Source organism: Heyndrickxia sporothermodurans (assembly GCF_003055045.1).
GTDB lineage: Bacteria > Bacillota > Bacilli > Bacillales > Bacillaceae_C > Heyndrickxia > Heyndrickxia sporothermodurans.
In genome coordinates, this window is the sequence record NZ_NAZB01000018.1 from 58,659 (window position 1) to 84,564 (window position 25,906).

Annotated in this window: 31 protein-coding genes and 2 other annotated features; of the genes, 14 read left to right on the forward strand and 17 right to left on the reverse strand. The window is 36.3% G+C overall.

All coding sequences use genetic code 11. The annotated features are described in order from the left end of the window. Positions 1-14: 14 nt before the first annotated feature. From B5V89_RS07145 to B5V89_RS07180, 8 genes are all read right to left on the reverse strand, one after another. Positions 15-614 carry an undecaprenyl-diphosphatase gene (locus B5V89_RS07145; RefSeq protein WP_108071195.1) on the reverse strand — a complete coding sequence of 200 codons (600 nt, stop codon included), beginning with the start codon at positions 612-614 and terminating at the stop codon, positions 15-17. A gap of 340 nt (positions 615-954) precedes the next feature. Next, complete coding sequence (locus tag B5V89_RS07150) at positions 955-1,998, reverse strand: alpha/beta fold hydrolase (protein WP_066231419.1); 1,044 nt, start codon at positions 1,996-1,998, stop codon at positions 955-957. After that, positions 1,991-2,344, reverse strand: a complete 354-nt coding sequence (locus B5V89_RS07155) for a hypothetical protein (RefSeq protein ID WP_107919822.1) — start codon at positions 2,342-2,344, stop codon at positions 1,991-1,993. The genes B5V89_RS07150 and B5V89_RS07155 overlap by 8 nt, the downstream gene beginning before the upstream one ends. A 15-nt stretch (positions 2,345-2,359) precedes the next feature. Next, positions 2,360-3,133 carry an SDR family oxidoreductase gene (locus B5V89_RS07160; RefSeq protein WP_107919821.1) on the reverse strand — a complete coding sequence of 258 codons (774 nt, stop codon included), beginning with the start codon at positions 3,131-3,133 and terminating at the stop codon, positions 2,360-2,362. Positions 3,134-3,382: 249 nt separating this feature from the next. Beyond that, positions 3,383-3,586: a YwbE family protein gene (locus tag B5V89_RS07165; RefSeq protein ID WP_108071197.1), complete on the reverse strand. Its 204-nt coding sequence runs from the start codon at positions 3,584-3,586 to the stop codon at positions 3,383-3,385. Then, positions 3,586-3,774, reverse strand: coding sequence for a hypothetical protein (locus B5V89_RS07170; protein ID WP_108071199.1), 189 nt, complete (start codon positions 3,772-3,774; stop codon positions 3,586-3,588). The genes B5V89_RS07165 and B5V89_RS07170 overlap by 1 nt, the downstream gene beginning before the upstream one ends. Before the next feature lie 76 nt (positions 3,775-3,850). Then, on the reverse strand, positions 3,851-4,162 hold the full coding sequence (locus B5V89_RS07175) for an ATP-binding protein (RefSeq protein ID WP_181294626.1): 312 nt from the start codon (positions 4,160-4,162) through the stop codon (positions 3,851-3,853). A 5-nt stretch (positions 4,163-4,167) separates the two neighbouring features. Further along, on the reverse strand, positions 4,168-5,370 hold the full coding sequence (locus tag B5V89_RS07180) for a PAS domain-containing sensor histidine kinase (RefSeq protein ID WP_108071203.1): 1,203 nt from the start codon (positions 5,368-5,370) through the stop codon (positions 4,168-4,170). Positions 5,371-5,545: 175 nt separating this feature from the next. On the opposite strand from B5V89_RS07180, the gene B5V89_RS07185 reads away from it, so the two are divergent. Further along, positions 5,546-6,274, forward strand: a complete 729-nt coding sequence (locus B5V89_RS07185; RefSeq protein WP_108071205.1) for a polysaccharide deacetylase family protein — start codon at positions 5,546-5,548, stop codon at positions 6,272-6,274. Positions 6,275-6,359: 85 nt separating this feature from the next. Here the strand turns inward: B5V89_RS07185 and B5V89_RS07190 are convergent, their stop codons facing one another. The 4 genes from B5V89_RS07190 to B5V89_RS07205 form a co-directional block, all read right to left on the reverse strand. Beyond that, on the reverse strand, positions 6,360-6,581 hold the full coding sequence (locus B5V89_RS07190; RefSeq protein ID WP_108071207.1) for a hypothetical protein: 222 nt from the start codon (positions 6,579-6,581) through the stop codon (positions 6,360-6,362). Beyond that, positions 6,582-6,848: a hypothetical protein gene (locus B5V89_RS07195; RefSeq protein ID WP_142406516.1), complete on the reverse strand. Its 267-nt coding sequence runs from the start codon at positions 6,846-6,848 to the stop codon at positions 6,582-6,584. It abuts the gene before it with no gap. A 15-nt stretch (positions 6,849-6,863) separates the two neighbouring features. Further along, positions 6,864-7,163: a hypothetical protein gene (locus B5V89_RS07200; protein ID WP_108071211.1), complete on the reverse strand. Its 300-nt coding sequence runs from the start codon at positions 7,161-7,163 to the stop codon at positions 6,864-6,866. A 105-nt stretch (positions 7,164-7,268) separates the two neighbouring features. After that, on the reverse strand, positions 7,269-7,745 hold the full coding sequence (locus B5V89_RS07205; RefSeq protein WP_066230950.1) for an Hsp20/alpha crystallin family protein: 477 nt from the start codon (positions 7,743-7,745) through the stop codon (positions 7,269-7,271). Between the two features lie 192 nt (positions 7,746-7,937). Here B5V89_RS07205 and B5V89_RS07210 point away from each other — a divergent pair, with 192 nt between their 5' ends. Then, positions 7,938-8,189, forward strand: coding sequence for a hypothetical protein (locus tag B5V89_RS07210; protein WP_108071213.1), 252 nt, complete (start codon positions 7,938-7,940; stop codon positions 8,187-8,189). A 110-nt stretch (positions 8,190-8,299) separates the two neighbouring features. Here the strand turns inward: B5V89_RS07210 and B5V89_RS07215 are convergent, their stop codons facing one another. From B5V89_RS07215 to cidR, 3 genes are all read right to left on the reverse strand, one after another. Beyond that, the gene (locus B5V89_RS07215) at positions 8,300-8,671 is read right to left on the reverse strand and encodes a hypothetical protein (RefSeq protein WP_181294627.1); all 372 of its coding nucleotides are present in this window, start codon (positions 8,669-8,671) and stop codon (positions 8,300-8,302) included. A gap of 14 nt (positions 8,672-8,685) precedes the next feature. Further along, positions 8,686-9,204 carry an acyl-CoA thioesterase gene (locus tag B5V89_RS07220; RefSeq protein ID WP_066230958.1) on the reverse strand — a complete coding sequence of 173 codons (519 nt, stop codon included), beginning with the start codon at positions 9,202-9,204 and terminating at the stop codon, positions 8,686-8,688. Between the two features lie 263 nt (positions 9,205-9,467). Beyond that, positions 9,468-10,364 carry a cidABC operon transcriptional activator CidR gene (cidR, locus tag B5V89_RS07225; RefSeq protein WP_108071215.1) on the reverse strand — a complete coding sequence of 299 codons (897 nt, stop codon included), beginning with the start codon at positions 10,362-10,364 and terminating at the stop codon, positions 9,468-9,470. A 276-nt stretch (positions 10,365-10,640) separates the two neighbouring features. Between cidR and B5V89_RS07230 the strand changes: the two genes are divergently transcribed. The 6 genes from B5V89_RS07230 (at position 10,641) to B5V89_RS07255 (ending at position 17,454) form a co-directional block, all read left to right on the forward strand. Continuing rightward, positions 10,641-11,483, forward strand: a complete 843-nt coding sequence (locus B5V89_RS07230; RefSeq protein ID WP_108071217.1) for a DegV family protein — start codon at positions 10,641-10,643, stop codon at positions 11,481-11,483. Between the two features lie 161 nt (positions 11,484-11,644). Then, complete coding sequence (locus tag B5V89_RS07235) at positions 11,645-12,130, forward strand: NUDIX hydrolase (RefSeq protein WP_108071219.1); 486 nt, start codon at positions 11,645-11,647, stop codon at positions 12,128-12,130. Between the two features lie 226 nt (positions 12,131-12,356). Next, on the forward strand, positions 12,357-13,175 hold the full coding sequence (locus B5V89_RS07240) for a lipoate--protein ligase family protein (protein WP_108071221.1): 819 nt from the start codon (positions 12,357-12,359) through the stop codon (positions 13,173-13,175). A gap of 11 nt (positions 13,176-13,186) precedes the next feature. Next, the gene (lipA, locus tag B5V89_RS07245) at positions 13,187-14,137 is read left to right on the forward strand and encodes a lipoyl synthase (RefSeq protein WP_066226356.1); all 951 of its coding nucleotides are present in this window, start codon (positions 13,187-13,189) and stop codon (positions 14,135-14,137) included. 258 nt (positions 14,138-14,395) lie between these two features. Further along, positions 14,396-14,619: a binding site (T-box leader), on the forward strand. Positions 14,620-14,655: 36 nt separating this feature from the next. After that, positions 14,656-14,882, forward strand: a binding site (T-box leader). Between the two features lie 60 nt (positions 14,883-14,942). Continuing rightward, positions 14,943-16,019, forward strand: a complete 1,077-nt coding sequence (locus B5V89_RS07250; RefSeq protein WP_066226357.1) for a bifunctional 3-deoxy-7-phosphoheptulonate synthase/chorismate mutase — start codon at positions 14,943-14,945, stop codon at positions 16,017-16,019. A gap of 91 nt (positions 16,020-16,110) precedes the next feature. Then, complete coding sequence (locus tag B5V89_RS07255) at positions 16,111-17,454, forward strand: sodium-dependent transporter (protein WP_066226358.1); 1,344 nt, start codon at positions 16,111-16,113, stop codon at positions 17,452-17,454. Positions 17,455-17,495: 41 nt separating this feature from the next. Here the strand turns inward: B5V89_RS07255 and B5V89_RS07260 are convergent, their stop codons facing one another. Further along, positions 17,496-18,896: a protoporphyrinogen oxidase gene (locus B5V89_RS07260; protein WP_108071223.1), complete on the reverse strand. Its 1,401-nt coding sequence runs from the start codon at positions 18,894-18,896 to the stop codon at positions 17,496-17,498. Positions 18,897-19,354: 458 nt separating this feature from the next. On the opposite strand from B5V89_RS07260, the gene gdhA reads away from it, so the two are divergent. The 4 genes from gdhA to B5V89_RS07280 all read left to right on the forward strand — a co-directional run bounded on the left by gdhA (position 19,355) and on the right by B5V89_RS07280 (position 23,325). Beyond that, a complete protein-coding gene (gene gdhA, locus B5V89_RS07265; protein WP_181294628.1) occupies positions 19,355-20,740 on the forward strand; it encodes an NADP-specific glutamate dehydrogenase in 1,386 nt (461 codons plus the stop codon). A gap of 181 nt (positions 20,741-20,921) precedes the next feature. Beyond that, a complete protein-coding gene (locus B5V89_RS07270; protein WP_108071225.1) occupies positions 20,922-21,149 on the forward strand; it encodes a FeoA family protein in 228 nt (75 codons plus the stop codon). After that, on the forward strand, positions 21,146-23,146 hold the full coding sequence (gene feoB, locus B5V89_RS07275) for a ferrous iron transport protein B (RefSeq protein ID WP_181294629.1): 2,001 nt from the start codon (positions 21,146-21,148) through the stop codon (positions 23,144-23,146). Before B5V89_RS07270 ends, feoB begins: the two co-directional genes overlap by 4 nt. Before the next feature lie 26 nt (positions 23,147-23,172). Next, positions 23,173-23,325, forward strand: coding sequence for a FeoB-associated Cys-rich membrane protein (locus B5V89_RS07280; RefSeq protein ID WP_066226365.1), 153 nt, complete (start codon positions 23,173-23,175; stop codon positions 23,323-23,325). Positions 23,326-23,352: 27 nt separating this feature from the next. On the opposite strand, the gene B5V89_RS07285 is transcribed toward B5V89_RS07280, so the two are convergent. Beyond that, a complete protein-coding gene (locus B5V89_RS07285) occupies positions 23,353-23,787 on the reverse strand; it encodes a MerR family transcriptional regulator (protein ID WP_108071227.1) in 435 nt (144 codons plus the stop codon). 259 nt (positions 23,788-24,046) lie between these two features. Here B5V89_RS07285 and B5V89_RS07290 point away from each other — a divergent pair, with 259 nt between their 5' ends. Together B5V89_RS07290 and B5V89_RS07295 are read left to right on the forward strand one after the other, a co-directional pair. Then, complete coding sequence (locus tag B5V89_RS07290; protein ID WP_066226368.1) at positions 24,047-25,237, forward strand: MFS transporter; 1,191 nt, start codon at positions 24,047-24,049, stop codon at positions 25,235-25,237. A 35-nt stretch (positions 25,238-25,272) separates the two neighbouring features. Continuing rightward, positions 25,273-25,692, forward strand: coding sequence for a universal stress protein (locus B5V89_RS07295; RefSeq protein ID WP_108071229.1), 420 nt, complete (start codon positions 25,273-25,275; stop codon positions 25,690-25,692). The last annotated feature ends 214 nt before the right edge of the window (positions 25,693-25,906 follow it).

Below are 25,906 nucleotides of genomic sequence, written 5' to 3' on the forward strand. Positions count from 1 at the left end.
CTTTATAAGTATAATCAAAAATTCTCTGTTTTATTTTTCGTAGGAAGAACTCGATTTTCTATTTTTTCATACATCCCAAGCAACTGCTTAATGAAACCGAGTTTTGGAACGATCCAGTAGGCGATCAATGCAGAAATAATGCCCAAAAGTGCTCCGGTAGCAACGTCAACAGGATAGTGAACCCCAACCATCACACGTGAAATAGCTACAAGAATGGCAAGAATAATCCAAAGCCACCATTCCTTTTTCCGTACGAGAAAAAAGGAGAAGCAGATAGAAAAGAAGATAATTGAGTGATCACTCGGGAATGAATTATCAATAGCATGTTCGACTAATTTATTCACGTGTGGCAGTTCAGCAAACGGTTGATGGTGAGAATAAAGTTTACCGGCAATTTTTCCAAGAACCTCGGCTATCACAGTGGCAATAACCGCTTGGATCACCATCATTCGATTCCTCTGTCTTCTCGTAAACCAATGAACAAGAAGGGCCAAAATTAAAAAATATAACATGTATTCAGCTACAAAAACCGCAACCGGTTCGGTAGCAGGTACTTCTTTACCTACATTATTTATTGATCGAAAAACATCAATGTTAATATCCGAAAAAGACATAAGCTAGAATTCTCCTATCATAAAACTTTTAATTTTCCTTAATTCAAAAACATATAATCGTATCTATTTTAACTTACTTTTCGCTTCCTATCTACAAGAATTTAATGGTCTTTTTAATATCTCTGTTAAATAGAAAGTTGATTTTTCGCTCCAATCATCACTTAGCATTAACAAAGTCAAATAAAAGAGGATGCTAGGTTTACCTAACATCCTTCCTTCTTAACAAAATATATTGAAGATAAGCCCGGCGAAGCCTAAGTAGCCAATCAGCTCGCAATGGTTTTTAAGAGGCTGAAAATCTTCAAGGTTGTAAATCATGCAAATACCTCCTTTAAATTATCTATTCGGTTGAATGCGAACGAAGAGATAGCCATTCGCTTAGGTATGGAGGGAGTTTCCCATCGATTGATAAGCTTGCATGGCCCATCTTTAACATGTGAAAAGTTTTGTCTTTACTTGATACTAAATCCATAACCGGCCGTATTTGTTCTGGAGGAACTAGTTTGTCAAACTGTGATCCTACGACTAATAGGTTGGCCTTTATATTGGATAAATTAGCGTCTTTTTCATCGATGACGAGACCTCCGTTGATTAATTTATTGTCTCGTACAAAATCGTTAAACAACTGTTTAAGCGCCGCACCTGAAATAGGGATATGGCTTTTGGTCCAATCATTCATTCTGCTCCATTTCACCGTATATTGGTCATCATATGCCCGATTTAATAGTGATAGGTATGGGGAGAAATAGATTGGGGTGGTGATAAGCCGTATGCCACCTTCTATAAATGGTGAGGGGATAAGACTGATTGAATCGAAAATTGGGTCAAAATTCGTATTTTTTTCTGTCAACGGTTTTTTCCACCGATTAAAATTAGGAAAAACGTGAAAATCGATTGGCGTTAAGGAAAGAATTAAGTTTTTAATCGGTTGATCAGTAACACTTGCATGCATCGCAGCCAATGTTCCACCAAGACAGAAGCCCATCACTGAAATTTCATCCGCCCCAGAGTGAGTTAAAACTCTTCCAACCCCTTTTTCAATGTACTTCGTTACATAATCATTAAGGGTTAATTCTCTATCTTCATAACCAGGGATTCCAAAGTCTAGTAAATATACCTCATAGCCATCATCTAGAAATGCTTGAATTAAACTGTTTTCTGGGTCTAAATCTAATATATCTGGTTGGTTGATTATGGAATAAACAAGAAGTATAGGAATCGAATAATTTTTGATAGGTGGTTCATAGTACCACAAAGTTGCTTTATTTTTTTTCCAAATGGCTTCGCGCGGTACACCTGAGTAAGTGGTAGGATTAGTTAGTGTTTTGCTGAAGCCCGACCATCTTTGAACTTCTTTTTTAGCTTTTTCGATGTATTTATTCATGTTGTTCTACACCTTCAGAGGCTAATTGTTTAAGTTCCTCTAATGATTGTAAAATTGTATTTACTTTTTCATCGATTAGGTCTACTTTTTCTTCGGTTTGGATAGTAATTTTTGTCGCATTGGCTACGTCAGTTTTAGTAGGAAAATTGAAGGGAATTGAGATTGCTTCTATTGAATTTTGTAGTTTACGTATAACTGCAGCGGATACTTTACTATGTGCACCGAATTGTCTTATGATCGCTTCGTTATTAAGCTGTGATTGGATGGCTTGATTAATTTTTGCCTCGAGCAGAAATCCGTTCCTTTTTAAAAGACGATAAATATCTAACGATTGTTTGTTTGCCATGAGTGTAACTCCTTTCTATAAATTTGTTGTTAGTCCACCATCCACTAGCAATAATTGACCGGTAATATAATCGGAAGCTTTGGACGAAAGAAAAACGGCGGCTCCTTTTAAATCATTTTCATTGCCAAAACGTTTAGCCGGAATTTTACTTAATAGTATGTTGGTAGCTTTGTCTAATACTTTTGTTATTTTAGTAGGGAAAAAACCGGGAGCAATCGCGTTTACTTGAATATTATATTGAGCTAGTTTAACGGCTAAGTCTTTCGTTAAGGAAACGACAGCACCTTTGCTCGTATTGTAAGCTACGGAATCAAGAAAAGCTGGATCGGTTCCATAGAGACCGGTAACAGAAGATATATTAATAATTTTTCCTCCACCTTGATCTTTCATGACCTTTGCAACTGCTTGCGAAAAAAAGAACATTCCCTTTAGATTTACATTCATGACTTTGTCCCATTTATCAGCTGGTAAATCAAGTACAGGTGCGATCCAGGATGTTCCGCTATTATTAATTAAAATATCGATTGTTCCAAATTTCCCCATCGTTTGTGTGATGACATTTTCAATATCCTTTTGGTTGGTTATATCACATTGTAAAGCGATTGATTGATATCCTTGTTGATTTAATAAATCGCTCATTTCTTGGCATGCCTGGATATTACGCGAACAAATGACAATATTCGCACCGGCTTCTGCAAGAGCAAGTGCCATTTGTGAGCCTAGTCCACTGCTGCCACCTGTGATAATGGCTGTTTTATTCGTAAGATCAAAAATTTCGGTAATATTCAAATACACCCATCCTTTCTAGGAAACATAAAGAAATTGATTTCTATTTATTATAGATATTTGATAGGGAAAGGTGTGAAAAATGATATTTTCGCCTTCGCCTTATTTCGTACAAATCAGGGGAATTATAAAGTACTATTTATGGGAAGGCTAACAACTGCAGCGATGTTTCGTGGATCGTTTTGTAGAAATTTTAAATGCAAAATCACAAGGGCGGAACATAAACAAAAAAGGCAAGTCTACTATTTTGAATTAATAGGGACCTGCCTTTATTTCCTTTACTCTACCAACTTGTCCATCTACAAGTCTCACTTTTATTCCGTGTGGATGAAAACTTGATTTTGTGAGAATATCTTTAACAATTCCCGGGGTTAAATTTCCGGTCCGTTGATCTTTTTTTAAAACAATACGAACGTGGGTACCAGGTAAGATATCACATCGATTTTGTCCGTTCATTATACTCCTGTTCTTCTTCTTTGATTATTTGTTTTTTTCGTTTGCTGACTTTTCATTTTTTTCGTTGTTGGAAGAGTATTCGTATTTGATTTCCCAGGGATTGATTGATTTTTTTTATTTTGAAGCTGTTGTTTCATTGCTTCTTGTAGGCTGATTTTCTTTTTTTGTTCTGTATGTTCGTTTTCCATCGTCTACCTCCTAAATTATTATTGATCTAAGTATAATCTATATTTCCTATTGGTTAAAGTGAATTTAGTTTCAGAATCAAGTACGATTTTTTGTAAAAAGAGGGAAACTGATTAGAAATTCGGTTCCTTTGTTTGGCTCACTTTCGATCGTTATTCGGCCTTTATGTTTTTCGATAATTTTATAACTTACCATTAATCCAAGTCCATTTCCGTCATCTTTCGTTGTATAAAATGGTTGACCAATTTTATTCACTTGTTCTTCTGTCATACCAATGCCATTGTCCTTTATAGATGTAAGGACTTGGTTGTTTTTGATTGTTACCGAAATAGTAATCAATCCGCCATAAGGTATAGCTTCAATCGAATTTTTTATAATGTTTAAAAACACTTGTGTTAATGATTTTTCTCTCCGTAAATATAGATATTTGTAGGATGAAAGTTCATAGATATTTCTATATTTTTTAAAGATGCTTCGGCACCTAGAAGGTGAAGAGCATTATTTAATATATCAATTACATTGCATTCATTAAAATAAACGGCATGTGGTTTGGCGAATACCATAAACTCACTAACAATTAAATTGATTCGATCAATTCCAGATAATATCGTTTTTGAATATAGATATTTTTTATCCTCTGAAAAATGGTCTAATATTTGGACAAACCCTCTGATCGTTGTAAGGGGATTGCGTATCTCATGAGCAATCCCAGCTGCTAATTCTCCTACCATTGAAAGCTTTTCTGTTTTAAGAAGCATTTCTTCTGTTTCTTTTTGATCAGTAATATCATGTTGAATGGCAATATGTTGATAGGTTTTACCCATCCGATCGACAATAGGGACAATCGTTGAGTCCACCCAATAAAAGCTTCCGTCTTTTGCTTTATTTCGTATTTCACCTTTCCACACTTTTCCACTCTTTATATGGTCAACGATATTTTTGAAAAAATTATCATCATGGTATCCGGAGTTTAGCAAATGATTATGATTTTTCCCAATCAGTTCATCAAGTGAATATTTCGTTATGTTACAAAATTTTGTATTAGCGTATGTAATAATATCATCTTTATCTGTAACGGTGAGGATAGTTGCTTCTTTTAGTGCTTTCTTTAAAGCTTTTAATTCAGCGATCGTTATTTTTTTATCCATCATTGCTTGATTAAATTTATTCATATCTTGCTCAAACATTTGTTTACGATTATTGGAAAATAAGGAAGCCCCATAATTAATGAAGGAATCTATTTTTTTTATTATTTGTACAAGTGTAATCGAGTGGATGTTTGTTTGTAACAAATACTCTTCGATATAATCTAAAATGACCGATCTGTACTGATTACCTAGAAAGAAGGGAGCGTGGATTTGTATATCAAATTGATCGACCCTTTTGAAGAACAACTGCGACCATTGAACAATTCTTTCAAATGCAGCATGTTCATCGTCATTGAGAGAATTTCCTAGACAGCTGAAAAAAGTAGAATGAATATCACTATATTGATAAGAAGGGTCAGGAATATCCTTTTGGAAGAGTTTTTCTGTTAACAGTTCACTATTATCTTTTAATTTTTGGCCAAAAAGTAAAAAGTGGTTTTCTGTATTCACTGGTATACCACCTCTAATAAAGTAGTCTATTCTTACTATAAATTTTGACAAAAACAATCAAAATTCCTCTTTTTAAAGGGATTTTCTAATAAAATGAATCGTTATCATAAAAAGGAGATTGTTAGGGATACTAGTGAAGGATAATTATTTTTTCCAATAAAAGGGGTGCAATTTTATGCGTAAGGAGATGCTAGTAGCCATCATCCTTTGTGTTTTTGTGTTTCCAACTGAGGTACTAGGTCAAAAGAAGGTTCCTATTTTGGTTTACCATTCCATTGATGTTTATTCGGGACATGGTTCCAAGGAACTTTATGTAACGCCGGATAACTTTGAAAAGCAAATGAGCTATTTAAAAAATCATGGCTATACATTGTTAACTTTTGAAAGGTGGAAAGATATTAAACATGTAAAAAAGCCAGTGTTCATTACGTTTGATGACGGGTATAAAAATAATACAAATGCATATATGATCTTCCAAAAATTAAAAAATGAACAATTTAAACCGGCAGGGACACTTTTTGTAATTTCTGATTTTATCGGTCGTTCCAATCGTTTATCTAAAATGGATTTAATTAAGATGGCGAATTCGGGAATGTTCTCGATCCAGTCACATACATTAACCCATCCGGATTTAACGAAAGCAAAAAATCTGGAATATGAATTAAAAGATTCTAAAGAAAAAATTGAACAAATTACCGGGAAACCAGTCATAGCACTTGCCTATCCATATGGAAAATATAATAAACGAGTAATAGAAGATACGAAAAAATATTATTCATTCGGGCTGACAACAACACCGGAAGTATTTATAGAAAAAGGAGTAGCAAACGAAAACTATCTCTTGCCGCGAATCTATGTAAAAAATTCAACAACACTTACAGACTTTGCAAAGCTATTAGAATAAAAAGCGCCAATAAAAAGTGTCAGGCACCATTTATGCAAAAAAACGCATAAAAATTATAAATTATGTATAAATGGTGCCTGACACTTTATTCGATTGGTATGTCATCGTAGTTTTGGTCGTGGTCGGTTGGGTGTTGTGTTTTTTTTGTGTGGTTGTTGCTTTGTTCTTCTTCTTCGTTTTCGCTGCTTGATTCGTCTGTTAAGGGGTCTTCGGATGACTTCTTTTTAATTTCATCTAAATCTTCTTTAAGATTTTCGATGAGTTCTGCAGGGATGATGCCTTTTCCGTAAGTGGCGCCGATGTTCAATTATCCACTTAGTTCTTTAATCCCTAGTTGTCCAAAATTGTTGGTTTGTTCATATTTGTCCAAAAGGATTTTTTCAACGTTTACTTTTTGAATAATGATTGGTTGTTGATCGGGTCTTGTTTGCGATGGTTCAGGTCCAATCGGTTGCATACTTGCTTCCATCTGGGCGATTCTATTTTCGAATTCATTCATTTGTTCATATTGATTTTTTATTATGTCTCTCAGGAGGCTGTTTTCCTTTTCTAGCAATTCTAATCGATTTTCCATATCGATTAAATTTTGTTAAAGGGGACTTAATTTATTGGAGATAAACTTGGCAACTTTTGAATAAATATCAATCTCCAGCTGTTTCAGTGTTTGCTTATTTAATTGATTTTGTTCCTTCGTTCGGGAAGTGGACGATTCTCTTTTATTTCCTTCGGCTAATTTCAATAAAGTGGGCTCAAGTTTTACCATTCTTTTCAACTGTGTTTCAATTGTTTTGACTTTCTCAACCTGTTGTTCGATTACATTGATTTTTATTTTAAGCTTTTGAATGTCATCATTATTTTCTTTTTGATTGAAAAATCCTTTAATAGACATAATTTTCCCCACACTTTTTTAAGAATGATGACGAACAACTAATACACTATAATAACTTTTTAACTTCAGATTAAGACAATAGAGAAGGGAGCGGACCCGAATAATTTACGTAATTGGGATATCTTCCTCATTCGTGTACTTTCTCATGTATGTAACGATTAAAAGTCCATTTTCAAATCTTGCATGGATATCTTTACTTTTAGTTGGCTCCGGAAGTTCTATTAACCTTTCAAAATCTCCATATCTCCGCTCATTTCGGATCGTAATTGCGTTCGCAATTGGTAAATGGCATGACCCTTTTACAACTAATTTATTACCGGAGAGGGAAAGTGAAACATCTTCTTTTCGATATCCTGGTAATTCAAGCAAAACGATTATTTGTGTATCCGTTTGATAAATATCCACGATGGGAAAAGTAGAATTTCTTGCATTTGATTTTTTTTCTTGAGGCCCATGTGACAGATGTGATTGTTCTTTCATTAGAGGTTCAAAAGGAGTTTGATCAAATATCATATCCCAAAAGTTCCCGTTTTGGTATTTTTGTGAGATTTCCATCCATTGTTTCAGCTTTTCCAGATCCACTTTTCTCCCCCTAACATGCATGATCATAAGCAGGAACATTATAGTAAATGACAAACCTGACATTTATATATCTTATTAGTAAAATATTTTTTTCATTACCGATAAATGAGGAAACGACTGACGAAGATTCTGTTTTATTACATAAAAGGTCGATCAAGTTAATATTTTCTGTAAAAAAGGAGGTTACAAAAAATGAAGGGAGCTTCCATTAATATAAATATTTTTATGTTAAAAATTAATTCTTTTGAAAATGCATCCGCCGTTAATGTGGGACAAAATTTATTAGCGGATTGGAATAACTCCGATAAGAAAACGCAAAGCTATGGGGTGAACAATGGGGACGATTCAACATTCATCAACCCTCAAAGCTTTGTCGACGATCGCGACCAAATCGATTCCCCGGCATCCTTCAACTCAACTCCAATCCCCATCAAGAAAGTCTAACGGTGTCAGGCACCACTCGTGGACATTTGTCCACGGAAGTTGCCTGACACCAAAATAGAAGCCGATTCCACTTATGGGCATCGGCTTCTATTTTGGTAATTGTTATTATTTTATTGAATTACTGGGGCACCCATTAATGATTCGGGTGTTGAGCCTTGAATGAGGAGGCTGATTTTGGCATAGCCGATTCGTTTATAGTCGGCAAATACTTGTTTAGCTACATGAAAATTCTCGTCGTCTTTTAATAGTTGAACTTCTTTTTTGTACAAGCGGATAACGGATCCTTGTACAAAATTAGGGGAATAGTGGCTTGGATCCTCATCCATAACTATGCAACCCATAAAGTGATATTTAAATTGCAATGCTCTTGTTAAATTAACAACATGCAATAATTTTTCAAAAAGGTTTGGATAAGTGGTTTGCAATTTTTCAAGACTTTCTTTTGCAGCTTGAATCTCTTCCAAACTTGAAAGTGTAAGCATAATTTCTCCTCCCCTTATAAATCCCAAGGTTTTTCTAGGTTAATGTATCCGGCTAATTCTTTACTTTTTTGTCTTCTTAATTTACGCATTTCCGCTCTTTCTTTCCCTGTGTTATAAAGAAATTTTTCTTCCTCAGTTTCAGGAATAACACCAGGTATTTCTACTGGACGTTTATTTTCATCTAAAGCAACAAAAGTTAAAAAGGCAGTTGCTGCAATACGACGCTCACCTGTCATTATGTCTTCAGCAATAACTTTACAAAATATCTCCATAGATGTTCTGCCAGTATAGGTTACAAATGATTCAACACAGACCGAATCAGTTTGATGGATCGGACATAAGAAATCGATAGAATCTGTTGATGCTGTGACACATTCTTTTACTCTTGAATGACGACGAGCAGACAATGTTGCCGCATCATCTAGTTTTTTCATTAAAATTCCACCGAATAACGTATTATAATTATTTAAATCGCATGATAATACTTGTGCAGTATTAACAATACGGCTCTCTTTAATTTTTTTTGCGTTCATAATATTACTTCCTTTCAATTGGAAATTCTACAAACCGAATTTCTCAAAAGGGTTTTTTCTACCTTCCTATTGTAAGACTCCGATTTCCTTAAGTAAAATGGTTAAATTTTATTCGCTGTATAGCTTTTATCAATGAAACTGCTTACGTCCATGAATCATCTGATACGAATATAGACAACTGAACATCACATTAGTTGAAATTGCGAATTCAAAATCAAAAAAATTCCTAACCAAACGGCTAGGAATTAGAATGAAATATTAAGTTATTTTTTGGAGAGATCAATAGAAAGACTTTCTTTTGTGAATTGGAGCCATTCCCTTGCAGCGAAGGATAAATATTGGTTTTTGTTCCAAATAATCGCGAGTTCCCAACGGATAGAGGGATTAACGACAGTTACGGCCTTTACATTTTTACTAAGATGGCGGCAAAGACTTTCGGGCAAAAGGGATACTCCTAATTTCCAAGAAACCATTTCTTCAATAAATGCCCATTGGGAACTTTTTGAAATAATATGAGGGTTAAAACCTACACTATTGCAAGCAAAAATTATACGATCATGCAAGGCGAAGTCTTTATTGAAGAGGATAAATGATTCTCCCGCCAGTTCCTTTAATTCTACCTTCGATTTTTCTGCCAATGGATGGGACGGATGAAGAATAAGTTTTAAATCTTCTTCCATAAACGGGAACTGATGGAATAACTCGCTATTCGTTGGAAGTACGACTACCCCTACATCTAAAAGATTATTATTTACATCTTCTTCGATTTTCTTTGATCCATCTTCACTGAGCTGAAACGTTATACCAGGATATTTTTCATGAAAAAGTCCGATTAACTGAAGAAGAAATTGCGCATCAAATATTGGTGGAATTCCAATTCGAATATGTCCTTTTTTAAGACCTAAAAGATTATTTAATTCCGTTTCCAAATTATGAAAGGCATTATCTATTAGCTTTGCCTGTTCTAAAATAATTTCCCCGGCATCAGTCAATGTAAGTTTTTTTCGCGATCTATCAAATAATGAAACACCCAACTCTTCTTCTAAATTTTTGATCATTTTACTAATCGTTGGCTGTGTAATATATAAATGTTCCGCAGCAAGTGAAAAACTATTATATTTTGCCACTTCTAAAAAATATTGTAAATGTTTAATATCCAATTAAATCACCACTCATTTCATTACTATATCATATTTTACCCATATAACCGTATTCTCTGACTCGTATCATGCCCATTTCATATAATAATGAATACGACTTCCAAAATTTTTTTGGTTTTTGTCATAACTGTATGTAATATCCTATTTAGTTATTGGTATTGCCTGATATATAATTAAATTTAGATAATTAAATAAGGTACTATTTTTGCATTGCTGAACAATACACGTTTATGAAAAGTACCTATATAATATGAGCTATTTAGAAGGAGTTATGGAATGCGGAAAATTAAAATAGTTACTGATTCGACAGTTGATATGTCTAATGAATTGATTGAAAGGTATGGAATTGAAGTAGTTCCTTTATCATTGTTTATTGATGGGGAATCTTATCTGGACCGGGTAGACATAACTCCTATTGAATTTATTCATAAAATGAGTGAAGCGAAGGAGCTTCCAAAAAGCTCTCAGCCGCCAGTAGGCGTGTTTTTGGAGCTATATGATCGATTGGGCGAAGAAGGCTATGATGTGCTCTCCATTCATATGTCTGGCGGTTTGAGTGGAACAGTGAATGCTGCCGAAAATGCTGCCACAATGTCAAAGGCGAATGTAAAAGTGGTTGATTCTGTCTTTATTTCGAAAGCGTTATCTTTTCAAGTTGTTGAAGCGGCTGTGATGGCGGAAGAGGGGAAGACCGTGGACGAAATTCTTATTAGATTGGAAAAAATACGTTCACAAACGCGACTATATGTCGTTGTCGAAAAGCTTGATAACCTTGTCAAGGGTGGCAGAATTGGGAAAGGAAAAGCATTAATTGGATCATTATTGCATATTAAACCAATTGCCTCATTAGAAGATGGCGTCTATAATCCGATTGCCAATGTGAGAAGCCATACACAAGTTATCAAGCATTTAGTAAAAAGCTTAGTCGAAGATGCGATGGGAAAAACGATAAAAAAAATTGGAATCGCCCATGCAGAAAGCTATGACCTTGTTTCGAAACTAAAGAATGCTATTTTCACCGCAACCGGCTTTAAAAACATCGAAATAGAATTCACCACCCCGATCATCAGCACACACACAGGTGCGGGTGCAATCGGCTTTATGTACTATACAGAATAATACAATTTTCACAAGGTGTCAGGCACCGCTTGTGGACATTTGTCCACAGACGGTGCCTGACACCTTGTGAATCTTTTAACTATTGAAACTTTCTAAGTATTGTATAATATGAAAGATTGCTGATATTAACGGTTATTTCGTCAAGAGGGAGATAAGTATCCATGTATAAATACACCATATGCTTTATTAAAAAAGGCCAAGAACTTCTCATGTTGAATCGACATAAACCAGTATGGATGGGGATTTGGAACGGCGTAGGTGGAAAAATAGAAAAGGGCGAAACACCTTTAGAAGGTATGTTACGTGAAATAGAAGAAGAAACAGGCTTGCAGATCGAGCAGATAGAATATAAAGGTACAGTTACTTGGACAGTAGACGGACACGATGCGGGTGGAATGTATGTTTTTGTAGCAGAGTTGCCTGAAACATTTGATTACTACACACCAGTAAAAACCGATGAAGGAATATTAGACTGGAAGGACATAAGCTGGGTTCTCCATCCTGAAAACTTAGGAATGGCGAATGTGAAGTACTACTTAGAAAAAGTTTTGTATGATTCCGCAATGTATGAACATCACTTTATCTATGAAGATGGAGAAGTGGTGGATTTTAAGTCAGTGGGGATAAATTCTAGGGTTTCTTTATAAAATATCTGAATTTAAAAATAAAATATGAGTAATCCGAAAGTCTTTCATTCTATTTCTTTGTACTCATTATTTCATAATTCTATTTTCATTACGATCCTGTTATTGACAAACCTCGCTACAATGCTATCATAAAAATTGATTGAATAAGATGAAAATTATTCCAATATAGTTTTCTTGATTAATTCCGACTATATTTATTATTGAGAGTTTTAGGTGGTGTAGCAACATGAGTGAAACTTGGTATTTTATTGATTCCGGAGTTCAATCTCCTGTATTCAATATGGCAATGGACGAGGTTCTTCTTGATTGGCATTCACGAGACTTAATTCCACCGGTTCTCCGTTTTTACACATGGGAACCTGCGGCGCTTTCGTTAGGTCATTTTCAAAAAACAACGGGAAGAATTAATGTCCAAGCAGCTAAGGAAAAAGGGATTGACATTGTTCGCAGACCAACTGGCGGACTAGCTGTTTTACATGATCAAGAATTGACTTACAGCATGATAATTAGTGAAAAACATGAAAAGATGTCGCCTTCGATAATTGAAACCTATCGCGTATTATCTCAAGGAATATTAGAAGGATATCGAAAATTAGGTATATCTGCAGAGTTAGCTGTCCCGAATACACCGATCGGAAAGTCAGGTACGGCTGTCTGCTTTGAAGAATCTTCGTGGTATGAACTCGAGATTGATGGAAAAAAAGCGGCGGGAAGTGCACAAACACGGCAAAAAGGGGTCGTATTACAACATGGCTCCATCCCGATGGAAATCGATATTGATACACTTTATGATCTATTTGTATTTCCAAATGAAAAAGTAAAAAATAAGGCAAAAACTGCATTTACAAAAAAAGCAGTGACGATTAATCAAATTTTAGGTAGAAAAACAACAATAGATGAAATAAAGAACGCATTCATGGAAGGTATTAAAAAGGGACTTAATATTGATTTAACTACATATGAACCGAACAACCAGATGTTAAAAGAAGTAGAAGAACTTATGCAAAGTAAATATGCAAATGAGGATTATACTTTTCAAAGGTAGGAGTGTACATAGTGGCTAAAAATGAAGAATACTTAAGAAAACCTGAATGGTTAAAAATCAAGTTAAATACGAATAAAAGTTACACAGGCTTGAAAAAAATGATGCGGGAAGAAAGATTGCATACCGTCTGTGAGGAAGCAAAATGTCCGAATATCCATGAATGCTGGGCTGTTCGCAAAACAGCGACATTTATGATACTTGGTGATACTTGTACCCGTGCCTGTCGTTTTTGCGCAGTAAAAACGGGCTTGCCAACGGAATTAGATTGGGAAGAACCAGAACGTGTCGCAAGATCGGTGGAAGTAATGGGCTTACGTCATTGCGTGGTTACTGCTGTTGCACGTGATGATTTGGCAGATGGCGGTGCGGCGATCTTTGCTGAAACCGTCCGTGCGATTCGTCGTCGTGTTCCTTCATGTACAGTCGAAGTACTCCCATCTGATATGAAGGGTGACTATGAAAGTCTCCATACGTTAATGGATGCAGGTCCGGATATTTTTAATCATAATATTGAAACCGTTCGTCGTTTAACGAAACGTGTTCGTGCAAAAGCCACCTATGATCGTTCATTAGAACTTTTGAAAAGGGTAAAAGAAATCAGTCCTCAAACACCAACAAAATCAAGTATAATGGTTGGACTTGGAGAAACGAAGGAAGAAATCATCGAAGCGATGGATGATTTGCTTGCACATGGTGTGGATATTATGACAATTGGTCAATACTTACAACCTACAAAGAAACATTTAAAAGTAGAACGCTATGTCCATCCAGATGAATTTGCAGAGTTAAAAGAAATCGCCCTTCAAAAAGGATTCAAGCATTGTGAAGCCGGCCCGATGGTTCGCTCAAGTTACCATGCAGACGAGCAAGTAAATAAAGCAGCCCGTCAACGCCAATTAGAAGGCGAAAATAAAGACCCTGATTTAATTATTAACCAGTATAAAGCGCAGTTTCTTAATTAAAGATTTGTAAAAGTTTATTGTTGTTTTGTCATTAGGTTGATTGGAGCGGAAGGTGCGAGACTCCAGCGGGATCAGCTGGACAGATGAGACCCCGCGGGGAGCGAAGCGATGAGGAGGCTCATCGCCAGCCCCGCGGAAAGCGAGTACCTGCAGCGGAAATCATAACATAGTTAAAAAATAATTAAAATGTAGAAAAATTTAAAAAAGTGTTGACAATATTTTAATCGAAGCTTTATAATACAAATCATACTTAAATAATATAAAGTTTTGAAGGGAACTAAGTATTGTTTATCTCACTATTTTAGAGAGCTGATGGCCGGTGTAAATCAGTATAAAGATAAACTTGAATTTCAATCCTGGAGCTTCTTTTCCGAGTTTTTGCGAAGGAAAAGCCGGTCGAAATGATCGTTAACAATGATGAGTGGTAGATGAATTTTATCATCTACAATTAGGGTGGTACCGCGATAATTATCGTCCCTACTGATTAATATCAGTAGGGACTTTTTGCATTTAAATATGAACACGCAATGATAGAATCAACAGTAATGTTTATCTCCCTGTTAAAGAGAGCTGATGGTTGGTGCAAATCAGCACAAAGATAAACATGAATTTCGGGTTCTGGAGCATCCTTCCCTTCACAAAGATGAGGAAGGACGGTCGAATTTCGATCGTTAACAAAAAAAGAGTGGCAGAAGAAGATATTTTCTGCAACTAGGGTGGTACCGCGATAAACATCGTCCCTACTGAATTATTCAGTAGGGGCTTTTTTATTATTAAATTACACAACAAATTAGGAGGGTTTTTAATGGGGAATAATGATTTACAACAATTAAGACAAAAGGTGGATGAAATTAATTCACAATTATTACATTTACTAAATGAACGAGGAAGAGTCGTTCAAGAAATTGGTCAAATAAAAAAACTGCAAGGCACGAAACGTTTTGATCCAATTCGTGAACGAGAAGTATTAGATATGGTTGCCGAGCAAAATGAAGGTCCGTTTGAAACCTCTACACTACAACATATTTTCAAAGGTATTTTTAAAGCAAGCTTAGAATTGCAAGAAGACGATAATCGTAAAGCACTATTAGTTTCCAGGAAAAAGAAAAAAGAAAATACAATTGTTGATGTAAAAGGCGAATTAATAGGTAATGGAACACAATCCTTTATTATGGGACCGTGTGCTGTAGAAAGCTTGGAACAAGTTAGACTAGTTGCAGAAGCAATGAAAGAACAAGGGATAAAATTAATGCGCGGCGGAGCATTTAAGCCAAGAACTTCTCCATATGATTTCCAAGGTTTAGGTGTGGAAGGATTACAAATTTTACGCCAAGTAGCCGATGAATATGATTTAGCTGTCATTAGTGAAATACTAAATCCAATTGATGTTGAACTTGCCCTTGATTATGTCGACGTCATTCAAATAGGTGCAAGAAACATGCAAAACTTTGATTTGTTAAAAGCTGTAGGAAGGGTGAAAAAACCGGTTTTATTAAAACGTGGCTTAGCTGCAACAATTGATGAATTTATCCATGCGGCTGAATACATTATTGCGCAAGGAAATGACCAAATTATCTTATGTGAGCGGGGAATTCGAACGTATGAAAAGGCAACACGAAATACGTTAGATATTTCTGCAGTACCGATATTAAAAAAAGAAACACATTTGCCAGTTGTCGTCGACGTAACCCATTCAACAGGAAGAAAGGATTTACTCCTGCCTACTGCAAAAGCGGCATTAGCAATAGGAGCTGACGCGGTAATGGCTGAAGTCCATCCGGATCCAGCTGTTGCATTATCTGATTCCGCGCAGCAAATGGATATCCCGCAATTTCATGAATTTATGGAAGAACTAAAATCATTCAAAAATAAATTACAATAGACATTCAAAGCGTCATGGTTCCTACAATTTCCGCTCAGATCACAATTGAGCAACAAAGGCATCATGTAGAACATCTGAGAGGAGAATACACGTGAGTCAACGAGAACAATGGTCATCAAAACTAGGATTTATTTTAGCAGCTGCTGGGTCAGCTATTGGTTTAGGGGCAATTTGGAAATTCCCCTATATAGCTGGCCAAAATGGCGGCGGAGCATTTTTTCTCATTTTTATCGTTTTTACATTATTACTCGGATTGCCGTTATTACTAGCTGAATTTACAATTGGTCGCTCTACACAGGATCATGCGATTGCTTCATATCGGAAAATCGCACCTGGAACGAAATGGCACTGGATTGGTATTCTCGGAATGGTAACTTGTTTTATCTTGCTTTCGTTTTACAGTGTGATCGGTGGATGGATTATCATTTATTTATTTAAGACGATCAAAGGTGACTTGAATGGCCTTAGCTCTGCACAATATGCGGATGTCTTTGGAGCAACAATCTCGAATCCAACGATTAGTCTAATTGTTCAATTCCTCTTTATGCTAATTACCATCTTAGTTGTTGCCAAAGGAGTGCAAAAAGGAATTGAGCAAGCAAGCAAAATTATGATGCCCGCATTATTTATTCTTTTTATCTTACTTGTTATTCGTGCCGTTACATTGGATGGGGCGATGGAGGGAGTTACCTTTTTATTACAGCCTGATTTTTCAAAAGTAACGTCCAAAACAATTTTAGAGGCGATGGGGCAGTCGTTCTTCACTTTAAGTGTCGGTGTTTCAGTAATGGTCACCTACAGTTCGTATTTACCGAAAAGTCAAAGCTTGCCGCGTTCAGCCATTTCAATTGTTGGAATGAATCTAGTGATTGTCCTTTTGGCAGGACTTGCGATTTTCCCTGCAGTATTTGCGATGGGATTAGAGCCTGGGGCAGGACCGGTGCTATTATTTAATGTTCTACCTACCGTGTTTAGCCATTTACCATTCGGTATGTTGTTCTTTATCGCATTTTTAATTCTATTCTTATTTGCCGCTTTAACGTCTGCTTTTTCGATGTTAGAAATCATCGTTTCGGTCATATCTAAAGGAAATCCGAACGGGCGTAAGAAGTGGTCGTGGATTATCGGACTGGCCATCTTTGCTTTCGGCATCCCATCTGCACTTTCCTATGGTGTGCTAGGAGATATCAAACTCTTTGGAAAAACATTTTTCGATTTAATGGATTACACAGTTAGTAATATATTAATGCCGCTTGGATCGTTGCTTATCGCTATTTTTGTACCGTTAAAAATGAAAAAAACCGCTTTGTATGAAGAACTTCAAAAAGGCAGCAATCTGAAAAAGGGATTATTTGAAACATGGTTTTTCCTTCTTCGTTATGTTGCTCCGTTACTAATTATTGCGGTCATGCTAGATGTGTTAGGGGTTTGGTAAAAAAAGGCATGTATCTAATTTAGTGATACATGCCTTTTCGTTTAATTATTATTTGAAATTTGTTCGATTAATTGGTTTGCTGTCTCTTTCCCATTCATGATACAATCTGCAATGCCCACACCGTAATAGGAACAACCAGCGAGAGTGATGTTCGGATAAAGATCAGCTATTTTTTTATTTAAGGATTCAATGGTTTTTCGATGGGATAAGGAATATTTAGGCATTAAATCAGTCCATTTTGTCACTTCGTAATGTTTTGGTTCCCCGATTATACCTAAACTTTTTTCGATATCCTTCAAGGCAACTTGAATTAATTCTTTTTCATTTAAGCTGTTTAAGTGTTCAAAAGTAGTGGGGTTTGTGTTCTTATAAAAGAGTCGTAATAATAAGTGATTGTTTTTCGATGTATGTGTCCATTTCCTGCTTGTCCACGTACATGCATTACAGACGAGATCACTATTATCAGGAACGATAAAACCTGTTCCATCAGCCGGAAGTTTCTCGTCAGGGACATCGAATCCTAGATATACACTTATAAGCGATGAGCTAACTAGTTGATTAAAATCTTCATCAAGTACTTCATTTTGTAAAAGGGATTGTGCCACTTGATGTGGAGTGCTAAGCACAATATAGTCCGCATGAATCGTCGTTCCATTTTCCAATGTAACGGTATAACCGTCTTGAGTATGAATAATCGATGTTGCCTTTATTCCTTTTAAAATTTCAACATTCGTTAATTCTATTTCAAGTCGATCAATTAAAGTAGAAAGCCCGTTTTTAAATGAGACAAATTTTTTATTATCGGCAGATTGGAATCGTTCTTTGTTTTCGGATAGTCCTTTCATAATGCTACCATATTGATTTTTGTAATCTAATAAATAGGGAAGGGTAGTTGCTAATGTTAGTTCGTTTAATTTCCCGGAATATACTCCTGAAAGTACTGGTGCAATTTGGTTTTCAACGATTTCTTTACCGAGAAAGTGTTCGAGGAATTGGCCAATTGAGCTATCTTTTGTAAACGATTCATTTGTAGTTGTAAAATCTTTTAATGCTTCATTTTTTCCCGCTTCAGAGATTAATTCACTGCTCAATAATGCTTCTTTGCTCATAGGAATACCAAAAACGGTATCATCAGGAATTGGCTTCAATTGTCCATGGTGGTAGATAAATGATTTTCCTGTTGCATTATTGACCATTTCGTTATGTAAGTGGAGATTTTCTAATAGTTCAGCGACTCCTTGTTTCCGGGCAACGATGGAGTCGGCACCTGTTTCCATAATAAATTCATCTGTTTGGACGGAATGGATTTTTCCTCCTAATTCATCATTTCCTTCTATTAATTTTAAATTTAATTCGATGTTTGCTGTTTCTTTTAATTGTTGAAGGTAGTACAAAGTGGAAAGTCCTGTAATGCCTCCGCCAATGACAACGACTGTTTTCAAGTTACTCACTCCTATAAATTATCGGCTCTTTACTTATGGCTGTTTTCGTATAGTTCCGTTCCTTTCCGCTCCAGGCACTTGCTTTCCGCGGGGCTGGCGATGAGCCTCCTCGTCGCTCCGCTCCTGCGGGGTCTCATCTGTCCAGCTGATCCCGCAGGAGTCAAGTGCCTTCCGCTCCAATCCACTCTGCGTTTTGAAAAGGATACGTCTACATGTATTTAGGTTGCTCTGAAATACTAAAATATTTTCCATTGTGCCAAAAACATTTTAGAAAACAAACAAATGTTTAATATAATTATAATTCAATCTTCCTTTGAAAAAAAATGTGAATTTGTCTTCCTTGTGAAAGAATGAATCGTTCTCATTTCGGCATGATTCTTATCTATTTTTACTATTGGAATTCACTTTGAAAATGATGGAAAATTTATAATAATGATAAAACAGAAGGAGTTAATGGGATGATTATAAGCGAACAAGAAAAGAAATCTAGGCAACAAATGATTGCGGAAAATTATGTGAATGAAGTATATGAAGAAATTAAACGTAGAAATCCACATGAAAATGAATTCATTCAAGCAGTTAAAGAGATTTTGGATTCGCTCTTACCGGTTATTAGTAAACATCCGAAATATATGGAACATGGGATTTTAGAAAGAATTACAGAACCCGAAAGGCTCATCACCTTCCGTGTTCCTTGGGTAGACGACAATGGAAAAGTAAAGGTTAACCGCGGCTTTCGTGTTCAATTTAATAGCAGCATCGGCCCTTATAAAGGTGGGCTTAGATTCCATCCGACAGTGAATACGAGCATCATCAAATTTCTCGGATTCGAACAAATTTTTAAAAATGCATTAACTGGTTTGCCGATTGGCGGTGGAAAGGGCGGATCAGATTTTGATCCAAAAGGAAAATCTGACGGGGAAATTATGAGGTTTTGCCAAAGTTTCATGACAGAACTAAGTAAATATATCGGACCAGATGTGGATGTTCCGGCTGGAGATATTGGGGTTGGCGCAAGAGAAATTGGCTACTTGTTTGGCCAATATAAACGAATTCGGGGAGGCTTCCAATCAGGCGTTCTGACAGGTAAAGGCTTAGGGTATGGAGGAAGCATGACGAGAACGGAAGCAACGGGTTATGGAACGGTTTATTTTGTAGAGGAAATGTTAAAGGATCATCATTTATCATTTAACGGAAGTACGGTAGTCGTATCCGGTTCTGGTAATGTTTCCATTTATGCGATGGAAAAAGCAGCCCAGCTTGGTGCGACGGTTGTTGCATGCAGTGATTCGGATGGCTATATTTACGACCCGCTTGGAATTAATTTAGCAACTGTTAAGAGATTGAAAGAAGTTGAGAGAACAAGAATTAAAGAATACGTGAACATTCTCCCACATGCCCAATATGTCGAGGGATGTACGAATATATGGTCAATCCCGTGTGATATCGCACTTCCTTGTGCGACGCAGAATGAAATAGACGAGAATGCGGCAAAAATATTAATTGAAAATGGAGTAAAGGCGATTGGGGAAGGGGCCAATATGCCATCAACATTAGAAGCGATAGAACTCTTTTTAAAAAATGATATTCTATTTGGACCTGCAAAAGCGGTAAATGCAGGAGGGGTCGCTGTTTCTGCGTTAGAAATGTCGCAAAATAGCATGAGGATGTCATGGACATTTGAAGAAGTCGATGAAAAATTAAAAGGGATTATGAAAAATATTTATCAAAAATCAGTAACATATGCCGAAGAATATGGTCAATCCGGTAACCTCGTAGTCGGAGCAAATATTGCAGGATTTATAACCGTAGCCGATTCCATGATCGCACATGGGGTGATTTAGAAGACGAAAATAAATTAGATAGATGAAGAAGAGTGGAGAAAAGGAATCCATTCTTCTTTTTTTACGACTTTTGACAAAAAATTTCTAAAGACATACACAAAACATCGTGATAAAATAATTTTATAAATGAGAAAGTTTATCATTATCAATTACATTTCTTATGAACGGAGTAAACAACATCATGATGCTATTAGATTTAGTTGAAGGGAAAACTAGATATATCGTAGATGTTTCAAATTTAGATAAAACGGTTAAGCACCGTCTCTTACATATTGGAGTCATAGAGGGATGCCCAATTAAAGTGAAACATCGGATGCCTTTTGGTGGACCATGCATGTTGGAATGTAATGGACAATTAATAGGAATTCGCCGCTGTGATGCCAAACAAATAAAGGTTGAAAAGAAATGATGCAGACGGCCTTAGTAGGAAATCCAAATACGGGAAAAACATCATTATTTAATTATTTAACAGGCTCATACGAATACGTTGGCAACTGGAGCGGAGTTACTGTTGAAAAGAAGATAGGCAGGTTAAAAGACGTTCAAGGGGAACTAATTGACCTGCCTGGAGTATACTCGCTTTATCCTTTATCAAAGGATGAGTCCGTTGTAACCCGGTTTTTCTTAAATGAATCTTTTACAAACATTATAAATATTGTCGATGCATCACAATTAGAAAGAAACTTACAATTAACAATCCAAATTTTGGAGTTTGGAAAACCAGTTGTTATCGGTTTGAATATGGTAGACGTCGCAAAAAGACGGGGATTAGAAATAGATGGTCAATTATTAGCAAAAAAACTAGGTACACCTGTCGTTCCAATTACGGCACGAAATGGAAAGGGGTGTAATGACCTAGCAGTACAGTTAAATGCTTTAGACAATACTTCATCGAAAATCCCTTATGTATATTACGGAAAAATTGTTGAAAATGGGATAATGAAAATCATTCAAATATTAGAAGATGAAAAAATAGATCTTCCGAAGCGTTGGTTGGCATTGCAATTATTAGAGGGGAATCCTGACGTAACGTCTTTAATAAAAAATGATCAAATATCACAAGTGATTGAAGAAGTTGAGCAAAAACTAAAAACAACCACTTCATCTACGACGATTACTCGCTTAATCTTTGATTCTAGAAAACAATGGATTGACCAAGTGATTAAAGAAAGCAGTCGGGAAACAGAGCAATCGAAAAACAATTGGACGGAAAAAATTGATAAAATTGTTACCCATCGATGGTTGGGAATTCCGATCTTTCTAGCATTTATGTTTTTGATGTTCAAAATAACTTTTGATTGGTTAGGGACACCGTTATCAGATGGATTGGATGCCTTTTTTACGGGGCCATTAACGGACTGGATTCAATCTGGATTACAAGCTGTTCACGCTAGTTCGTTTATACAAGCATTGGTATTGCAAGGAATTATTGCAGGTGTCGGCGGTGTGTTAGTGTTTGTCCCACAAATTTTCATTTTGTTCTTATTTATCTCCTTTTTAGAGGATTCAGGCTATATGGCACGTGCCGCCCTCGTAATGGATCGTATGATGGAGAGAGCAGGTTTGAATGGTAAGGCATTTATACCAATGATTATAGGCTTCGGTTGTAATGTACCAGGTGTCATGGCTGCAAGAACAATTGAACAGCCGAAGGAAAGATTGTTAACGATTTTGCTAACACCATTAATGTCATGTTCGGCACGTTTATCCATTTATGCTTTATTCGTTGGTGCTTTTTTTGAGAAATATCAAGCAATTGTCGTTTTTTCATTATATTTATTAGGAGTTGTCGTTGCGTTACTTTTGGCAAAGTTATTTTCGAAAACATTGATGAAGAATGAGTCGTCGGTTTTTGTTATTGAGCTTCCGCCATATCGAGTACCGCAAATTCTTACTTTATGGCGCAGTACATGGGATAAAGGTAAGGGGTTCGTGAGGAAGGCAGGAACGTTTATATTTGGGGGATCTGTCGTTATTTGGTTGTTATCCTATATGGGTCCTGGCGGGATAGGAGTAGACATGGATAATAGTTTCCTAGCCATGATTGGGAAAGCTATAGCCCCCTTAATTGCCCCACTTGGTTTTGGTGTGTGGCAAGCAGGAGCTGCCTTAATCCCGGGATTTTTAGCTAAAGAAGTGGTCGTTTCATCAATGAATATTATTTATCATACGCCAAATACGGCTTCACTGCAGGGGTTATTAACAGATTCCTTTACACCATTATCGGCCTATAGCTTTCTCGTATTTGTCCTTTTATACATTCCATGTGTAGCGACAGTAGCTGCTATCCGTAATGAAGCAGGGTCATGGAAATGGACATTATTTGGGATTGGGTACTCACTTGTTATAGCGTATGCTTTATCCTTTGTTATTTATCAAGGTGGAAGGCTGATTTTCGGATTGTAAAATGAAGGAAAGAGGAGTGACTTTCAATGATTGCTAGTATTATTATCGGTGCTTTGATATTTGGTTATGCCGCATTAACCCTCTTTAAATTTTTCAAAAAAAGTAAACAAGGTGCCTGTGCGCATTGTTCTATAAAAGATAGCTGCCAAACAAGTTGCAGTTCTGCAATAAAAAAATAAAAGAAGAAACCTGGACTTAAAAGTGGTTCAGGTTTCTTCTTTTTCAAATCGAATTAATGCTTCCTTCGCTCTATCCCTTAGTGAAACCAAATCTGTTTCTAATTTTAAAATATTTTTCTTCTTTTGTTCAATAAGTTCCAATTGTTCATTTACTGTATGATAAACTTTTTCTAATTTTTCCTTTTGGAGGCTTGTTCCTTTTACTTTGCGATAGTCCATTCTTTGTAACTCTAACATGTCGCTTAAGGTAATAAATTCTTGTAATTCCTGTAATGTGAATCCTAATACTTCTTTGGCATTCGTGATTTTCTTTAAGAAATCGACATGTTCTTGAGAGTATAGTCTAAATCCTCCCTCACTGCGCGGGGGAGATGGGAGAATGCCGATTTGTTCATAATAACGGATTGTTCGTTTTGTTAAGCCGCTTTGTTTAGCTACTTCGTCTATTTTTAATCCATCCATACTAACTCTCCTCGTATTAATGATAATGGAGTTACTATATTGTAGTGTATATCTATATTACTAAGATAACATAAGTTTTAATTTTGTACGAATGAAAATTAACGTTGACGTCAACGTTAGAATATAGTATACTTTTTTAAGTAAATCAGAACAAATATTTTACTTTCTTGAGTGAAAATAAGGAATGGTTGCGAGCAATATTGTTTACCATTTCTGTTTTCATTTTTTATTTCAAAAAATTAAAAAGGGGTTTTAAGGTATGACAGAAGAAGCACTGAAAGCCCATAATCAGTCGGCAAAACAACCGATTGTAGTTTGGGTAATCTTCATTGCAACAATTATTTCTTTCATGGGCTTGGGTCTCGTCGATCCAATCTTACCGGCAATTGCTGAAAAATTGCATGCCACTCCGAGTCAAGTTTCACTATTATTTTCTAGTTATAATTTGATTACGGGTGTCGCAATGTTAATTACCGGTGTTGTTTCTAGCCGCATTGGTGTTAAGTGGACACTATTATCTGGTATTTTTCTAATTGTTATCTTTTCTGCTTTAGCTGGTTCATCTAATGGAATTTGGGGAGTTGTCAGCTTCCGTGGTGGCTGGGGACTTGGTAACTCGTTATTTATTGCCACTGCATTATCCGCGATCGTTGGATTGTCTGTTGGTGGGACAGCGAAGGCGATTATTTTATATGAAGCCGCAATTGGGCTTGGGATTTCTGTAGGCCCATTACTTGGCGGAGAATTAGGATCTATCTCTTGGCGCGGACCATTTTATGGTGTTAGTGTTTTAATGATTATCGCCTTTTTAGCATTATTATTGAAAATGCCGAAAGTGGCTAAACCTAAGACAAAAAGTTCTGTTCTAGATCCATTGAAAGCATTGAAATTTCCGGGATTATTTAGACTTGGATTAACAGCTTTCCTTTATAATATCGGTTTCTTTACACTTATGGCATTTGCGCCATTTGTAATGGGGTTACATGAGCATGGCCTTGGTTTTGTATTTTTAGGCTGGGGACTTTGTCTTGCTTTTACTTCTGTATTTGTTGCACCAAAAATTCAAGCAAAATTTGGAACAATTAAATCCATGTGTGCGATGTTAACTTTATTTGCATTAACATTATTAGCAATGGGAATTTGGACCGACTCTAGTACAGTTGTTATCGTTTGTGTCATCATTGCGGGACTATTCCTTGGAACAAATAATACGTTAATTACTACTGCAGTTATGGAAGTTGCACCGGTTGAACGGGCTACAGCTTCAGCGGCGTACAGTTTTGTTCGTTTTATTGGTGGGGCAATTGGACCTTGGTTAGCCAATAAGCTTGCCGAAACGTTTAATCCACACATACCTTTCTATAGTGGAGCAATATTTGTTTTAATTGCGATGTTGGTCGTTGCCTTTGGCCGTAAACATCTTGCGCATGTCGATAGAGTAGCACATTAATGATTTCGCAAATATTTCGTGAAAGGACGATGTAAATGTATAGTAAAATTTTAGTTGGACTCGACGGATCGGCTCCTTCTGCACATGCACTACAGCATGCTGCAGAACTTGCCAAATCACTGAATTCGGAAAAAGTAACCATTCTGCACATAAATAAAGATCTTCCACTTCAAGAACCGATACTTAATCTCGATTTAGATGAATTAATGAAAGAGGAAGATCAGGAGGTATTAGCACCAGCTGTTCAATTTCTTTCTGAATCAGGTATCTCTTATGAAACACACATCATACATGGAGATCCAGCATCTAACATTACCAAGTATGCAGAAAAGCATAATTATGATGTTATCGTTATCGGAAACACCGGTAAAGGCGTCATTAAAGAAGCTTTACTAGGCAGTGTCAGCCATCAAGTTGCACACTCTGCACATTGTCCTGTAATTATTGTAAAATAAAAAAGATAAAAGCCAATGAGGAAAACTTGAGAATTCCTTCATTGGCTTTTTTTGTAACTTTGAGCTTTCAAAAGTATCCAATAACTGGACGGTTTCGTGCACATAAGCAAGGATTTAACCGCCATACCTTCATGTATCTTGCGGATTCATGCACGAGAGCCTGGAAAAAGACGCCATACCTTCACGTATCTTGCGGATTCAAGCACGAGAGCCC

What these genes read in the sequence shown, in the direction of transcription:
- B5V89_RS07145 (WP_108071195.1), bottom strand. Translation starts at nt 614, where the DNA reads ATGTCTTTTTCGGATATTAACATTGATGTTTTTCGATCAATAAATAAT.
- B5V89_RS07150 (WP_066231419.1), bottom strand. Translation starts at nt 1,998, where the DNA reads ATGAATAAATACATCGAAAAAGCTAAAAAAGAAGTTCAAAGATGGTCG.
- B5V89_RS07155 (WP_107919822.1), bottom strand. Translation starts at nt 2,344, where the DNA reads ATGGCAAACAAACAATCGTTAGATATTTATCGTCTTTTAAAAAGGAAC.
- B5V89_RS07165 (WP_108071197.1), bottom strand. Translation starts at nt 3,586, where the DNA reads ATGAACGGACAAAATCGATGTGATATCTTACCTGGTACCCACGTTCGT.
- B5V89_RS07170 (WP_108071199.1), bottom strand. Translation starts at nt 3,774, where the DNA reads ATGGAAAACGAACATACAGAACAAAAAAAGAAAATCAGCCTACAAGAA.
- B5V89_RS07185 (WP_108071205.1), top strand. Translation starts at nt 5,546, where the DNA reads ATGCGTAAGGAGATGCTAGTAGCCATCATCCTTTGTGTTTTTGTGTTT.
- B5V89_RS07195 (WP_142406516.1), bottom strand. Translation starts at nt 6,848, where the DNA reads ATGGAAAATCGATTAGAATTGCTAGAAAAGGAAAACAGCCTCCTGAGA.
- B5V89_RS07200 (WP_108071211.1), bottom strand. Translation starts at nt 7,163, where the DNA reads ATGTCTATTAAAGGATTTTTCAATCAAAAAGAAAATAATGATGACATT.
- B5V89_RS07210 (WP_108071213.1), top strand. Translation starts at nt 7,938, where the DNA reads ATGAAGGGAGCTTCCATTAATATAAATATTTTTATGTTAAAAATTAAT.
- B5V89_RS07215 (WP_181294627.1), bottom strand. Translation starts at nt 8,671, where the DNA reads ATGCTTACACTTTCAAGTTTGGAAGAGATTCAAGCTGCAAAAGAAAGT.
- B5V89_RS07220 (WP_066230958.1), bottom strand. Translation starts at nt 9,204, where the DNA reads ATGAACGCAAAAAAAATTAAAGAGAGCCGTATTGTTAATACTGCACAA.
- B5V89_RS07230 (WP_108071217.1), top strand. Translation starts at nt 10,641, where the DNA reads ATGCGGAAAATTAAAATAGTTACTGATTCGACAGTTGATATGTCTAAT.
- B5V89_RS07235 (WP_108071219.1), top strand. Translation starts at nt 11,645, where the DNA reads ATGTATAAATACACCATATGCTTTATTAAAAAAGGCCAAGAACTTCTC.
- B5V89_RS07240 (WP_108071221.1), top strand. Translation starts at nt 12,357, where the DNA reads ATGAGTGAAACTTGGTATTTTATTGATTCCGGAGTTCAATCTCCTGTA.
- B5V89_RS07250 (WP_066226357.1), top strand. Translation starts at nt 14,943, where the DNA reads ATGGGGAATAATGATTTACAACAATTAAGACAAAAGGTGGATGAAATT.
- gdhA (WP_181294628.1), top strand. Translation starts at nt 19,355, where the DNA reads ATGATTATAAGCGAACAAGAAAAGAAATCTAGGCAACAAATGATTGCG.
- B5V89_RS07270 (WP_108071225.1), top strand. Translation starts at nt 20,922, where the DNA reads ATGATGCTATTAGATTTAGTTGAAGGGAAAACTAGATATATCGTAGAT.
- feoB (WP_181294629.1), top strand. Translation starts at nt 21,146, where the DNA reads ATGATGCAGACGGCCTTAGTAGGAAATCCAAATACGGGAAAAACATCA.
- B5V89_RS07280 (WP_066226365.1), top strand. Translation starts at nt 23,173, where the DNA reads ATGATTGCTAGTATTATTATCGGTGCTTTGATATTTGGTTATGCCGCA.
- B5V89_RS07285 (WP_108071227.1), bottom strand. Translation starts at nt 23,787, where the DNA reads ATGGATGGATTAAAAATAGACGAAGTAGCTAAACAAAGCGGCTTAACA.
- B5V89_RS07290 (WP_066226368.1), top strand. Translation starts at nt 24,047, where the DNA reads ATGACAGAAGAAGCACTGAAAGCCCATAATCAGTCGGCAAAACAACCG.
- B5V89_RS07295 (WP_108071229.1), top strand. Translation starts at nt 25,273, where the DNA reads ATGTATAGTAAAATTTTAGTTGGACTCGACGGATCGGCTCCTTCTGCA.